This is a genomic window from Yoonia sp. D2-7, from assembly GCF_055809435.1.
The window spans coordinates 218,594-233,427 of record NZ_CM147912.1 but is presented as its reverse complement, the minus strand read 5'-3'; the positions used below and the strand labels follow the sequence as shown (position 1 = coordinate 233,427).

Here is a 14,834-nt window from a genome sequence, read left to right as displayed (position 1 = left end):
TTGTCGCCCGAGCAAGTCACGCAACCCGTTTCAGTGCCTGCGCCATACAATGAATGCCACCGCCAGTTTTGCTGATCTCGGACATATCAATCGCTGCAACATCAAAACCACGCGCGCGCAGTTGATCAATCAACGTCTGCGAAGACGTCGGCGCGATCACGCGATCCCCGCCGAGTGACATGAAATTGCAGCCCAGCGCCATGGTATCGCGGAACGGGACGTCGATGATCTCGTGACCCTTGGCTTTCAACCAATCCACAATCGCAGGTTCCGTGCAATCCAGACATACTGCCGTCAGCTTTTCAGCGATTGGCACAACCATCAGGTCGATATGCACATAGTATTCGTCGATGAAGGCAAGCCGCGTTTCCCAGCCTTCCGCATCGAACCAAGCTTGGACCTGACGCGCCCCTTCTTCTTGGGTCCGCGCACCACCACAACCGATCAGCACACAACCTTCTTCGATGACGTTGAAATCCCCGCCTTCGAATGTGCCAGCTGTCACCATGTCGTAGATCGGGATGCCGAGCTGTTCATATGTGCGGATCGCTGCATAATTCTCGCCGCGCCGCCACCATTGCGACATCGCCGTGATCACCGCGCCGTAGGGTGTCATGACCGAACTATCGCGCGCGTAGACCTGCATCGGCAATTCAGGTTGCGGGTCGTGCATATGTATAGTGACATCGAAATGCTCGTATGCGCTGACCAATTCCGCATGCTGAGCTTGGGCCACCTGAACGTTGCAGGGATTCTCGCGAAGATGATGACGGGACAATGAACTGGTGGACAGATGCCGCAGATGCGCGGGCGACCCCAGCAAGACATCCGTCAGCCGATCCGTTTCATTGGCAAAGCCCCATGTGTCCAATAGTGGCGTGCCGCCTTGCGCGTTACGTCGTTGCAAAGAAAATTCGTTCGTCATGTCATGCACCATCCATATCTTTGGGAATCCACCAGTCGCGCCCCCGCGCCGTCGTCACATACTCCGGCCAACGGAAGTGGATCGGCGGGTCATAGTCACACAAAGGCGGGATCGGGTCTTTTGCCGTCCGCGCTTGAAATTCGGCCATTGCGGCGTCACGTGCGTCGTCGTCTTCAAGCAGCCGAACCGCAGACATCGCGAGAATTTTCGCCGCCGTTTGCACCATTGGGTCAATCGTTGCGGGGATACCCCCAAGCGCGTTCATCACCCACGACGGGTAAGTCACGCCGGGCTCGGCCGCCAATGCAGGGCGCGCCACATAGAACCGTGCTGTCGGTGCCTGCCACGTCATGTCTGTATAGTCGTCGGATGTTGAATTTGTTTGCGAAGGCGGCAGGTCATGTCGCAAAATCGCTTCTGCCGCTTCGGGATCAATCAGGCGCGACATTTCTGGAATGAACGGGTCCTCCATTGGCGCTAAGCCTAGGTTCTTTTGCATTTCACGTGCGATGGCCTTGGCCCTACCACCCCAAATCGGTGGCCCCACTTCGACCATCGTTTCCCAAACGGTGCGCGCGATCGCGTGGTTCGCCAATCCGGGGCGGGATTTGCAGACCCAGTGTTTTTCCCAGCGGCATCCAGTCATATCCGCTGCGGCCTGCGCGTTGCGGTCCAGCACAGCTGTGATCTGTTCCGCCATCGCAATGTCGGGCGTGCGCATCATATATTGTATCTCGGCCAATCCGGCTGGCAGGTTATCAGCCGTGGCTTGCCCTGCGGTCAGGATGGCTTCGGAAATCGACCAGCCGCCTTGGTGCGGCAACATGCTGTCGCGTAGGGATTTCGACGCGAGGTACATCATATTCAACGCATCATTCGCACCAGGTGCCCGAACCGCCGAATGGCTTTGCGGGATCGGTGTGTCGGTCGTGCCCCATGTTTCAGGCGCATCGCAAATGAAGCGGTAGACCATGGAATAGGCGGCACCACAGTGGGTATCCCACCGCACCGTGTTACACATCGGCAGCATATAGAACGGATGAAACGATAGGATCGCAGCAAGCCCGTCATAGTATCCGGCAGCGGCGTGGATTGGTTTTGACCCGCGCACCTTTTCGGCAGGTTCACCGGTAAACCGCAGCGCTCCCTTGATCCCATGCTTTTCCATTGCGGCCTTGGTCGCCAATAATCCGCCAAGCCCTGCGATCCCAAGACCGGAATGCGGATCAGTATGCCCGCCTGCTTGGTAACCGAGACCATCACGTGGAGCACGATCTGTCGTCGCCGCCTGACAATTGCCAGGCACAGCATCGTATTCGGCATACATCCCAATGATTGGACCATCGCCATTCGACCAATCTGCACAGAATGCCGTTGGCATCCCTGCGCTACCTTCTTCAACTGCGAATCCCTCTTCGCGCAGCCGTTTGACGTACCACGCAGCAGATTCGTATTCCCGCCAAGCGGTTTCACCGAAGTTGAAAATGGTTTGGCATGCCTTTGAAAGGTCTTCAGCTGATTGTTCAACGTGGTTTAAGGCTGTCGCTTGTGCAGTGCTTGGCATCCAAACCCCCTATATTGCAGGTAAAGTTTGGTGCAAAATAGGTTCGCCCGCTAGTGATTGTTTCCGGAAAACTTATCCCCATTGTTCTCAGATCGACTCCAATCAGCGCCCGAAAAGATGATTAATGGCCATGAAACAACAAAGTCGCGTCACCTTTTAGCCTAATTTGAATGACAATTCTCGATCCCAAGTCAGACGGATCCCCCCGTCAATTTATTTGTTTGAAAGCTGGATGTGATATGGGCAACGAGAACGCAGCAGAAATCGGCACCGACGAGGATTTCGTTGACGAGCTGAAGCCGGGCACGCAGTTGATGCATGGCCAGTATACGATCGAAAGCTTCCTGAATGCAGGCGGCTTTGGCATCACGTACTTGGCCAGAGATAGTCTTGATCGGAAGATCGTGATCAAGGAATGTTTTCCTGGATCTTTCTGCCGCCGTAGCCGGTCGATTGTGCAGGCACGGTCCCGTGCCCACCAGAAAGAACTGAATTCAATGGTACGCTTGTTTGTGCAAGAGGCGAAAAGCCTTGCCAAACTGAACCACCCGAACATTGTGGGCGTTCACCAGGTTTTTGAAGACAACGATACCGCATACATGGCGCTCGACTTTGTTGAAGGTCGCGACATGCTGGATACGCTAGACGATCCAGATGCGGTCATGGCACCGGAAACCATCAAGTCGATGTTGATTGACGTGCTGGGCGCTGTTGGCTTCATTCACAGCCAAGACATTCTGCACCGCGATATTTCGCCAGACAACATCCTGATCGAACCATCAGGTCGTCCGGTTCTGATCGACTTTGGTGCAGCACGTGAAGAAGCCACCAAGCAAAGCCGCGTGCTGTCTGCGCTCAGCGTTGTGAAGGACGGTTATTCGCCGCAAGAATTCTACATCGCAGGATCAGACCAGAACGCGTCATCCGATTTGTACGCACTGGGCGCTAGCTTCTATCACTTCATCAAGGGTGAGGTTCCGCCGAATTCACAGGCACGGTTGGCTGCAATCGCATCCGGTGACAGCGATCCATACGTTCCGCTGAATGGCGCGATCCCGGGCTACGATTCCAATTTCTTGTCAGCTATTGATAAGGCGCTTGAAGTCCTGCCAAAGAACCGCGTTCAGTCCGCACAGGAATGGTTGGACATGATTGCGGGTAAGCATTTGCCAACTGCCGAAGGTAGCAAAGCGACAGTTGCATCAGCAGTTGCAGCAACAGCGCCACCATCACAAGGCAAGTCCAAGGTCGCAATGTTGATGGCATCAGCCGCAGCAATTGCTGTTGTTGGCGTTGGCGTCGCATTCTCAACCGGTGCTTTTGACGCAGCAGAGGTCGTAGAGGCCGACGCATCCGCGACTGCAACTGAAACACCAGACGCCATGGCAGAAGCTTTGGCGCTTGTTGAAGCAGCGACACAAGACGCAATCGAAGAAAGCGCCGCAGTTGAAACAGCTGCTGCAGAGGCTCCTGCAGTCGACTCTGCGCAGGCAACAGACACCGCCGTTCTTGAAGCCCAAGCTCAAGTCGAAGCCGAATTGGCTGCACTGGAACTTGCCGCCGAAGAAGAACGCGTCGCTAAAGCCGCCGAATTTGCAGCGCTCGCCGCTGAAAACGAAGCACGCCGTATCGCGCTCGCCGAAGAACGCGCCACGGCATTGGCAATCCGCGAAGCAGCCCAAGCTGAAGCCGCGGCACGCGCCGCCGTAGCAGCCGAAGCACAAGCTGTAGCAGAAGCACAAGCCGCAGCGGCTGAAGAAGCGCGCCAATTGGCCGAAGCACGTGCTGCACAAGAAGCACAGGACGCCGCCGAAGCAGAGGCACGTGCCATTGCACAAGCTGAAGCTGACGCAGCTCAGGCAGCAGCCGAAGAAGCCGCACGTGTTGCAGCTGCGGAAGCTGCGGAAGCTGCGCGCAAAGCTGAAGCTGCAGCACTGGCCGCCGCGACACTGGACACACCAACACCGCCGATGGATTCTAACGAATTGATCGCACTTGCCGGGATCACCGGCGCACCTGAAATGCCGGCGACCGCCTTTGCAGCCATTCTGGCGGAAGGTCCGAACGCATCCGGTTTCGCTAATACAGCTAATTTCGTCTTCCCCGAGACTGCCTCAGGTTTCACATCTGTTTCATTGGCGCTGTCAGAAGCGATCCCAGCGTTCGCACCGGGCCGCGAGATCGTTAACGAGACACCGGCAGACAATTCATTCGTTCTGTCAAACTGGACCGTCGAATTGCCGTTTACGGCAGCGTCGTCTTCGTCCCGTGTCATCGGCAATGTTGGCCCTGTCGCCCCGCTTTGGGTAAATGAAGGTGTCGAAATTGATACCGTGAATGGTCGTGCAATCGCCAACATCGACGGCATTGGCGATACCCTGAAAAGCGCGATTCAATTAGAGGATCAGACTGAATTGCAGGTCAGCTTCGGCATCAAAGATGCAGAAACCGGCAATCAAACTGAACAAAACTGGACCCTGCCTATCATCCAAAAGACAGCCCTTTTGAATGGGATCAGCTTTGAAACACGTCGCATCGACGATGCGTGGGTCACAACTGTGACTGATGCACCGGCAAGCGCGAAAAGCGACTTGAAGGTCGGCGATCAGCTGATCGCATACATGCTGACATCCGAACTTGTGGATGATCGCACATCAATGAAAACGATCATGGATCGTGAACTCGCTGACGGCAAATCGCTGTTTAGCTTTGCTGTCAACCGTGACGGAACGATGTGGATTGCATCGCTCGACTACGCTGGCAACGCGCAATGAAATCGGCCTGTGCCCTAAGGAAAAAAGAGGTATAACCCATGAAATTTCTAAGTGATCTTTTTAGTCGCAAGCGTTCCGACGCCAAGCCGGCCGATGCACCAATCGAAAACTTTGCGGATGTCGCGACACGCGCTGACGCAACGCTTGATCAGGTCAACACCAATGCGTTGATCGACAATGTGAACGAAAAAGTTGGCGATAAATCTCCTAAGGTAAACATCTGGGATGATGAAGAAGATCTGCCACCAGTCGCATCGCTCGAAGAAATTCGTCCAAGTGCACCGGCACCTGCAAAGGCCCCGTCCCGCGCACGCCGCACGAAGACGCGCCTGATCGGTTTCGAAAGCAGCTCTGGCGTTGTTGATCTGTTCGACAGCACACCAGCAGCAGCACCTACCAAACGGGCAAAGTTCCCAGTTGGTTGGGCGATTGTTGTGTCCGGCCCAGGTCGTGGCGAATGTTTCTCGCTGGAATCCGGCATGTCCCAGATTGGACGCGGCGAAGACCAAGCCATCCAGCTTGATTTCGGCGATAACGCCGTGTCGCGTACCAACCATGCAGCGATTGTTTACGATGCTGAAAACCACACGTTCCTGTTAGGTCATGGTGGCAAAAGCAACATCGTACGCCTGAATGACCAACCAGTGATCAGCAATGAAGCTCTGAAAGACGGTGATATGATCCGGATCGGTGAGACGACTTTGCGCTTTGTGCCGCTGTGTTCTCCAGACTTTAACTGGGCAGCCGAAGGCACCACCGACAACGAGGAGTCCGACGATGTGGCGATCGCCTGAACCCCGTTACGACGTAGCCTCTGCGTTGTGCCAAGGCGGCCGTGACTATCAGGAAGACGCGATTGTCACTGACTTTCCGTTTGGATCTGATAGCGGTGTTGTCGTCCTTGCTGACGGTATGGGTGGCCATGCGGCTGGTGATGTGGCGTCAAAGATCGTCGTCACAGAGGTCTTTAGCGAATTGAAGTTCCAATCCGCGAACTTTCACGAATTCGAAAAAGACATCCCGTCGATGATGACCTCTGCGGCAGCTGGTGCAAACGCATGTGTCCGCGACCATGTCCAAGACAACCCGCAAACCCGCGGTATGGGTGCAACTTTGGTTTCGCTCGTCATGGTGGAAAACCGGATGTTCTGGATGTCGATTGGTGACAGCCCGTTGTATCTGTTGCGCGGCGGTAAACTGCGCCAGTTGAACGAAGATCATTCAATGGCTCCGCAGATTGATTTCATGGTGCAGTCGGGCCTTCTGGACCCCGAAGTTGCCAAGAACCATCCTGATCGGAACTGTCTGACGTCGGTGATCTTGGGCGAACGCGTCGCGAAGTCTGATTGTCCGAACGATCCGTTTGGTCTTGAGATTGGCGATATCGTGGTCGTGTCTTCGGATGGACTTCAGTATCTTGATGAACCAGTGATCCAAAAGATCCTGCACAAGTACCGTCGCCGTAAGAGCGCCGAAATTGCAGGGCATCTGTTGGAGGCTATCGAAAAGCTGGGTGATGTGGATCAGGACAACGTGTCTTTTGCCGTGATCAAGCTGAACCACAACAAGCCGATGGATCGCGCCGTTCGGGTGAAACCGACCGACATCGTGGATACCACATCCGCGTCCGTGACCCGTGTCGTCCATCTGGATGAGGTGGCCGAAGCTAAGAAAAATGCTGCATCCGCTGCATCTGATGAAGAACCAGCACTGAAACTGGTATCCGGAGTAAAGTAATATGTCTGTACGGGCTGCCGCCGATCAAGTTCACCTCGCGCTTAACGACGCGCTGGTGTCTGGGAAAATTCCTGCTGACGTGGCTGACGCTGCGAACGCATTGCTCAAGCGTCTGCGACAGCCCGTACGGGTCACTCTTTTGGGCCTACCCGGTGCCGGTAAATCCACCTTGGTCAACCTATTGCTGAACGACGCGGTTATCCCCGACGGGATTAGCTTGCCGACAACGCAATACGTCCATGGCGAAAACCCGTCAGCCGTCATGACGCTCAGCGATGGTCGGCGCGAAACCTTGGACAAGGCAGATCCGTTTCAAATCGCGGCTGCTTCCCCTATGTTCGTCGAAGTGGCTTTGCCACTGGCAGCACTCGGCCGGATCAACGTGCTTGAAGTTGTGGCCCCTGCCGTATTGCAGGACCAACAACGTGCGATGCATTGGGCCGCAAAACGGACCGATCTGGCGCTGTGGTGCACCGACAATTTTGATCGGTCCGAACAAGCGTTGTGGGACACGATGCCGGATGCCATCAAAGACAACGCATACTTACTGCTGACCCACGCCGATCAAGCCTTGGCCCGTGGTGAATTGGATCATCTGCTGGGCAGCATCCGCCAGAATCACGCCTATCAGTTCAACAAAATCATGCCTATCGCGACGCCAAGCGCTATTGCTGCGCGCCAACCTGACGGCAGCGTCGACAAAGCAATGATGCAAAAAAGTGGTGCATTGACGCTGATTTCTTCGATCTTGAAACAGGTCGATGCGCGGTTGCAAGGCGCTGTTGACGAAGCCGGCGCAATGGTCGCGCAATACAAAGATGCGCCAGTCGCAAAAATCGCCGAACCAGTCGCACAAACACCCGTGGCGCAAGAACCCGTCATCACGCCTTCAAAGCCTGTGAATGTCGTTGAAATGAAGACAGCCAAGCCTGTTGATATGGTCGAAGCGGCAGCCAAGTCTGCACCACGCCCACGGCTCAAATCCAAACTTGTGGCCATCGAACCATCGCGCCCTACGCAAAAAACGCAAGCAGCCCCGGCACCCGCGCCACAAGCGCCTGTCGCAACAGCACCTGCGGCCGATCCTGCGCCGAAGAAGGCACGTCCTGGCTTTATGCCAAAGGCGCGCACAACGGTGATCATTCCCCGTGCGACACCCGAAACATGCGCCGCCTACGATGAAGCAATCGCTTACCTGACAAAGCAGGGGCGTGCGCTGACACAAGACATGGCCGCAAATGATAACCTGTCGTCCGATCACCTGATGAACGCGTCTGCGGACAATATCATGTGGTTGTCTGACTATCTCGAAGATCTGTCTATCGCTGATGATCCTGTGCTCGAAAAGTCCCGCACGCGGGCCTTGGATGCCGCTGAACTGGTCCAGCTGATGCAGATCGAGAAAAACGATTCTGCGGCGCTTGATGCGCTAAGCTTGGTGATCCAATTGAAACGCGATCTCGAATCTGAAATCGCGCTGGCCCGTCACACAAACCGTCATCAAGCCGCATAAAATAAGGGGAAACAGCCCCTGCCGACCGAGCGACGGTTCAATTTTTAAGCGAACTTTTGCCTTAATTCCGCCGCGGCAGACTGTTTCTTTAGACGGATCAATTAGGGTTCGGGCCGCCTATTGGCCCCAACCAGAGCCAACGACCCGCACAAAACGCGGGCAGGAAAGAACGTGGATATGGAAAAGTTGACAAACGATCAGGGTGAGCAGGCCCAAGTGTCACAGCCCGGATTCATGCGGATTGGTCTGAACAAGCTTGAGACCTACCACGACGAACTGAGCGATCTTGAAGATACCCTTTTCGACATCGAAAAGATTGGCGGCCCAGAAGCGGCCAAAAAGGCGCAAAAGCTGGTCAAACAGCTGCGTGCGTTCGAACCGAACATCACGATGATCGGCCAGATTAAGGCCGGTAAAACATCGCTCGTGAACGCCATGGCAGGCCGTCCCGGATTGCTGCCAGCGGACGTGAACCCGTGGACGTCCGTCATCACGTCACTTCACCTGAACACGCCGATGGCGCCCGATGCGCCGCGTGCGTCGTTCCAGTTCTTTGACCAGAACGAATGGGATCATTTGGTCGAAAACGGTGGCCGTATCGGCGAATTGTCCAGCCGCGCTGGCGCCGACGAAGAAATGAACAAGGTCCGCGAACAGATCGGCCAGATGTACGAAAAAACCCGCGAACGGTTGGGACGTAAGTTCGAACTGCTGCTGGGGCAACGTCACAACTACGCCGAACTCGACGACGACCTGATGCAGCGCTACGTCTGCATGGGCGATGACTTCGACGAAATTTCGCAAGCCGAACAGCAGGGTCGTTTCGCCGATATTACGAAATCGGCTGACCTGTACATGGACGCTAGTTTCTTGCCGATGCCATTGTGTATCCGCGATACGCCAGGCGTGAACGATACGTTCATGATGCGTGAGCAGATCACGATCAAAGCCCTGCGTGACAGTCGGATTTGTGTGGTTGTTCTGTCTGCACACCAAGCGTTGTCGACCATGGACATGGGGTTGATCCGTTTGATTTCAAACGTGAAAAGCCGTGAAGTCGTGATTTTTGTGAACCGTGTCGACGAATTGTCCGATCCGGCAAATCAGATCCCTGAAATTCGTGCGTCTATTTTGCAGACTTTGTCTGACAACAACGGCCCCGAAAACTGCGAAGTGCTGTTCGGGTCTGCCTACTGGGCCAACATGGCGCTGGGCGGTGATCTGACCGAAATTGTTGATGACAGCGCTAATGCCTTGTTCAACTACGCCGAATCGATCCTTGGCGACCAAGCCACAGATATGGATGCGTTCGAAATGGTCTGGCAATTGTCCGGCCTGCCGCATCTGTTCGATGCGATTTCCGAACGGATCGCCGAAGGTTCTGGCGCAGAACGTCTGACGTCCATCCGCAAGAGCGCGCAAAACCACGTGGGCGGCCTACGGGCGTCGAGTTCACTGGTGTCCATGCGTTTAGAAGGCGACAACGTCACTACGATGGATGAAACGACGCTGAAAGCACATCTTGATGCAATCGACGCAAAGCATATCCAGAAACTGAACGACGGTCTGGACGAAGTCTTTGCCAAGTTTAGCCGCCGTATTGATCAATCGAACAAACGGTTCCTAGACCGGGCTGTTGAAACGCTGATCCAACACCTTGAAACAAAAGGTGAAAACGAGATTTGGCAGTATTCCCCGGACGGTCTGCGCATTCTGTTGCGCACCGGTTATCAGGTGATGAAGAAAGACTTTACCGCCATGTGCGACGCGGCTTTTGGTGACGCGGCGACTGATCTCACTGATCTTTATGGTCAGGCATTTTCGGTTGATGTCGAAAACTTCACGGTGACACCACCAGACGCACCTGGCGTGCCTGCTCCTGTGTCTTTGGGACAAACCATCGCGCTTGATCTGCAGACATCTTGGTGGAAAGGTTGGTGGCAACGCCGCAAAGGATACCGCGCCTTTGCCAGCAATTTCTATGAATTGATCGAGGCGGAAACCGCCCCTATCGTCGATGACCTAAAAAACCGTCAGTTGAACGACATCCGCCAAACCGCCCTTGGTGAGATGGCCGATTTCTTAGCTGAACAACGCGGCATTCTGACGGATATCGCTGAAAAATCTCAAATCGGTCTTGGTGATCTGGAAGGCCTGTTCGGCATTACAGCTCAGCAAGAACGTGAAGAACTGTTCGACATCATTTTCGAAGATCTCGCAATTGATGACGATGACTACGACGTTGACCCAAAAATATCCGGAGGTGCTGCCGCATGACCCATTCCACTTCGCTGAACCGTAAGCCACGCATTGCGCTTATGGGTGAATTCAGTGCTGGCAAAAGCACGTTGTCAAACCTGCTACTGGGATCACGCCCCTTGCCGGAAAAGGTAACGGCAACGCGCCTGTCACCTGTTTGGATGGCGTCCGGTTCACAGCCCCCTTACCGCGTTGATGTGGACGGCACCGAAGAACTGATTTCACTGTCGCACCTCGAAGAAATTGGCGTTGAAAACACGCGTGTGATCCGCTTGTTCTTTGAAAGCGATATCCTTGATGTGTGTGATCTGATTGATTTTCCAGGAATTTCCGACCCGAACATGTCATCTGATGTGGTTGAACGGATGCTGGAAGAAGTCGACGCTGTCTTGTGGTGTACCCACGCGACTCAAGCGTGGCGGCAGTCCGAAGCTGCGGTTTGGGCCCAGATGCCCGAAGCCGTGCGCAAGCGGTCTATCCTGCTGATCACACGTTTCGACAAGTTGACGACAGAGCGTGACCGCAATCGCGTATTGGCGCGGGTCAAGCACGAAACCAAAGGTCAGTTCGGCGCGACCTTCCCCGTATCTCTGCTTCAGGCATTGAATGCTGGCGAAGATTACGATGCATGGGACGCCAGTGGTGCTGGCGCGTTCACCGAACATTTGATCGAAATGGTTCAGGAACTGACTATTGCCGTCGCAGGAACAACCGAAACGCTTTACGTGTCGGCCCCGGAAGCAACAGAAGTCCAAGCTGCTGACGCAGAAGCTGCGCCATTGTTGTTGACAGACCCCGTCGTAGACGGTCGCGATCCCGAAGCCGCACCAGTGGTCCCGCGCCGTGTCAACGCACGTCGCGTAGACGCTGCAGATGACAATTCACACACGCCGCGCCCAAACACATCGCGTCCCGTTTTCCACATGGACGACGAGACTGTTGAAAACCCAGCGCAGATTGCATCTTAAACAACCGACGCATGTTGCAGTCCCTTTCCCTGTGCGCCCGAATGTCATAAAAGGACTTTGGGTGTAACGGGATAGAGTGCGCAAGACATGGCCACAGAAGAATTGGACGCGCTGCACAGCCAGTTTCCAAAGTGTGAAACGCTCGCGTTTGCGGATCTGTCTACCGAGATGGTTTTGGTTACAAACACAGACGCCCCGCAGCAACGCGAGGCGCTGAACGCGTTGTGCGCAGACGCGGCCAAAAGCCTTGGCAAACCCGGAAGTCCAAATTTTGGTGATGGCCAAAGCGACACAGCAATGATCGCGACCCGCGATCAGCTGACCATTTTCTTGCGCGCAGCGAACGAACCGTCTGATGTTCTTTGCTGCGTCTGTCAGCCTGATATTGACGTGTCATCGTTCCTGACAGCCGCGCGCCCGACGCTTCAAAAAATTAGCAGCGGATCATGATGATCGATCTCGCAACCCTTCCCATGTCGCACGATGCAGGATCACCTTTGTGATGGATAAACAAACCCTTGCCCAGAAACTTGCCGCGCTTTCATCCGAAGGCGAGAGCTTTGAAAACGGCCTGCGAGTTGTATCTGACGGGACAGAACCGCCGATTCTGACCGCGATCCTGAACGAAATCGACATGACGGTCTTGCCGCGCAAACTGACGTTCAAGATGAACGGGTCCGAAATATCTTTGGTCGCGGGCGGGCGTCGCCTGCGTGGTTTGGTGCAGGCATCAAAAGACATCACAGGCGTGATGGGCGTGTTGGGGAAATCCATTTCCCATGATGCGCCGGACGTCATTGATGGTCTGCATGGTATCATTGATCAATTCACGGCCGCTGCCGGCGAATTGACAGTTGTCAGTGACGAACCCGACGCGATGGGTGGCCAATCTGACGCGGGCCTAACCGCGCAGAATCTTGCGGCGCATTGGGGCGTTGACCTGAACCCGGCGCCGTTAACACCGATGATCTCTTTTGTTCGTGATTGCGGGGATTTTGTCACCGCTTGGGTGGTTTTGAAAGACGGGTCCGAGAACACAACCGGCGGAGATGGCGCAAAACTGGCGACATTACGCGCAGCGATCGATGCAAAATGGGACAGTTTTTCTCAATCCGTGGATCAATTGGCGGGTCCAACAGGATTTATTTGCCTGAATGATGCCTTAGATGAAGCCGGATCTGTTGCAATCGTAAAGACTTCTTCAGAAGCTGCTATTTTGTGCTATGCGTCTGAAAATATGGCAAATTTGCACAGTGCGTGGTCAAAATCTAAACTTTAGGACCAAATCCGCACTAAACCCTTACGTGTAGTCCAAAAATGAGACTGCCGTTAGGTCAGCTTCCGCACTCAGTTTGGTCATAAATTTTCCACAAAATCTTATCAAATCTCACCATCAATGACGCGAACGAAGACGTTTGCGTTCGTGGATGGGTCGCTTTTTCAAGTTTAGACGCCCATTTTTGTTTGGTTATGAGGAGATTTCGATATGTTTTTCAACAAGTACAACGCATGCCAAATTGCGGCACGTGCCCTAATTACTTTTGCTGCAGGCGCTTTGCCAATGTCAGTTCTCGCAGACGAGGTTACGCTCAAGTCTGCTGACGGAACCGTAAACCTTGTTGGGGAATTCGTCGATTTCGTCGACGACAACTACGTCATCCGCACCGGCCTTGGCGATCTTCGGATTGCCGCGAACCGCGTTCGCTGTGAAGGCGATGCATGCCCGGTCTTTGATACTGCCACTGCAGACATCCAAATCGCTGGGTCTGACACAGTTGGTCTTGGTATGATGCCATTGCTGATTTCCGGCTACGCGTCGCACCTGAATGCAGAGGCATCGGTCATCGCGACAGAAACCCGAGGTCAAATTCTGGCGAACCTTGTTGGCGACGGTGGATTTGGCGATGAAATCGGCAGCTATCTTGTGACATCAACATCGTCCGGCGATGCGTTCTCTACCCTTCTGGATGGAACGGCCCAAATCGGCATGTCGTCGCGCCGGATTCGTCCAGCTGAAGCCCGTGCATTGCGTGACAACGGCGCTGGCAACATGGTCAGCGCAGAACAGGAACATGTGATTGCGGTGGATAGCCTTGTGGTTATCACCCACCCGGAAAACCCAATCAAAGAACTGTCGCTGGAACAACTGCGCGGTATCTATTCGGGTGCCATCACAAACTGGTCCGAAGTGGGCGGTGGTGACGCTGAAATCAAGCTGATCACACGTGTCGACGGATCTGGTACACGTGCCGTATTCGAAAGCCGTATCTTTGGTGAAATCGAACCATCACTCGTTTCCACGGCAGCTGTTGTCGAAGGCAACAACGAAATGGCCGCAATGGTGAACGAAGATCCATTTGCGCTGGGTTATGTTGGCTACGCTTTCCAGCGTGGCGCAAAAGCCTTGTCCGTTGTGAACGAATGCGGAATTTCGGTGACACCTGACGCGTTCTCAGCCAAGACAGAAGAATACGCCCTGCAGCGTCGTCTGTATCTCTACAACCGTAGCGACGCGATTGATGCATCCACACAAGATTTCGTGGACTATACCGTGTCCAAAGATGCTGATGGCGTGATCGCAAAAGCAGGCTTTATCGACTTGGGCATCAGCCGCCGCGAACAGGCGCTTGATGGCGCACGTGCACGTGCATTGCTTGATCCAAACGTTGACGCCTACGAAGGCGGCGTGATGCGTGAAATGTTGTCTGAAATGGTTGATTACGACCGCTTGTCCACAACATTCCGTTTCGCGACAGGATCATCCCGTTTGGACGAACGTGGCTTGCTTGATATGGCACGTTTGGCCGATTTCCTTGAAGCGCAGCCAGAAGGCACAAAAGTGCGTTTTGTTGGCTTTACAGACGGTGTTGGTGCGTTTGATAGCAACCGGACACTTTCAGAAAGCCGCGCGAACCAAGTGATGGCGGAACTTGCTGCATTTGCAGGTGATCGTGTCGCAAACCTTGAAATGGGCGTGTCCGGCTTCGGCGAGATCGCACCATCCGCATGTAACATCAACGAAAACGGTCGTACGATTAACCGTCGCGTTGAAGTGTGGATCGAAGCTGCCCGCGGGTAATTTTGTCGGGCACAG

11 protein-coding genes are annotated in these 14,834 nt (G+C 54.5%); 9 read left to right on the top strand and 2 right to left on the bottom strand.

The window, feature by feature from the left end; all coding sequences use genetic code 11:
* Positions 1-16: 16 nt before the first annotated feature.
* Together AC0L7R_RS00995 and AC0L7R_RS00990 are read right to left on the bottom strand one after the other, a co-directional pair.
* Positions 17-925, bottom strand: coding sequence for an arginine deiminase family protein (locus AC0L7R_RS00995; RefSeq protein ID WP_473658365.1), 909 nt, complete (start codon positions 923-925; stop codon positions 17-19).
* Between the two features lies 1 nt (position 926).
* A complete protein-coding gene (locus AC0L7R_RS00990; RefSeq protein ID WP_473658364.1) occupies positions 927-2,489 on the bottom strand; it encodes a zinc-binding metallopeptidase family protein in 1,563 nt (520 codons plus the stop codon).
* Positions 2,490-2,728: 239 nt separating this feature from the next.
* Here AC0L7R_RS00990 and AC0L7R_RS00985 point away from each other — a divergent pair, with 239 nt between their 5' ends.
* The 9 genes from AC0L7R_RS00985 to AC0L7R_RS00945 all read left to right on the top strand — a co-directional run bounded on the left by AC0L7R_RS00985 (position 2,729) and on the right by AC0L7R_RS00945 (position 14,819).
* The gene (locus AC0L7R_RS00985) at positions 2,729-5,263 is read left to right on the top strand and encodes a protein kinase domain-containing protein (RefSeq protein WP_473658363.1); all 2,535 of its coding nucleotides are present in this window, start codon (positions 2,729-2,731) and stop codon (positions 5,261-5,263) included.
* Positions 5,264-5,301: 38 nt separating this feature from the next.
* A complete protein-coding gene (locus AC0L7R_RS00980) occupies positions 5,302-6,057 on the top strand; it encodes an FHA domain-containing protein (protein ID WP_247127986.1) in 756 nt (251 codons plus the stop codon).
* On the top strand, positions 6,041-7,000 hold the full coding sequence (locus tag AC0L7R_RS00975; RefSeq protein WP_247127987.1) for a PP2C family protein-serine/threonine phosphatase: 960 nt from the start codon (positions 6,041-6,043) through the stop codon (positions 6,998-7,000). The genes AC0L7R_RS00980 and AC0L7R_RS00975 overlap by 17 nt, the downstream gene beginning before the upstream one ends.
* A gap of 1 nt (position 7,001) precedes the next feature.
* Positions 7,002-8,513: a hypothetical protein gene (locus tag AC0L7R_RS00970; RefSeq protein WP_473658361.1), complete on the top strand. Its 1,512-nt coding sequence runs from the start codon at positions 7,002-7,004 to the stop codon at positions 8,511-8,513.
* Between the two features lie 177 nt (positions 8,514-8,690).
* Entirely contained in the window at positions 8,691-10,790 is a 2,100-nt protein-coding gene (locus AC0L7R_RS00965; protein ID WP_348109473.1) for a dynamin family protein, read from the top strand.
* Positions 10,787-11,740, top strand: coding sequence for a dynamin family protein (locus tag AC0L7R_RS00960; RefSeq protein ID WP_473658360.1), 954 nt, complete (start codon positions 10,787-10,789; stop codon positions 11,738-11,740). The genes AC0L7R_RS00965 and AC0L7R_RS00960 overlap by 4 nt, the downstream gene beginning before the upstream one ends.
* Before the next feature lie 87 nt (positions 11,741-11,827).
* Complete coding sequence (locus tag AC0L7R_RS00955) at positions 11,828-12,190, top strand: hypothetical protein (RefSeq protein ID WP_348109475.1); 363 nt, start codon at positions 11,828-11,830, stop codon at positions 12,188-12,190.
* A gap of 52 nt (positions 12,191-12,242) precedes the next feature.
* The gene (locus tag AC0L7R_RS00950) at positions 12,243-13,019 is read left to right on the top strand and encodes a hypothetical protein (protein ID WP_473658359.1); all 777 of its coding nucleotides are present in this window, start codon (positions 12,243-12,245) and stop codon (positions 13,017-13,019) included.
* A gap of 207 nt (positions 13,020-13,226) precedes the next feature.
* A complete protein-coding gene (locus AC0L7R_RS00945) occupies positions 13,227-14,819 on the top strand; it encodes a substrate-binding domain-containing protein (protein WP_473658358.1) in 1,593 nt (530 codons plus the stop codon).
* The last annotated feature ends 15 nt before the right edge of the window (positions 14,820-14,834 follow it).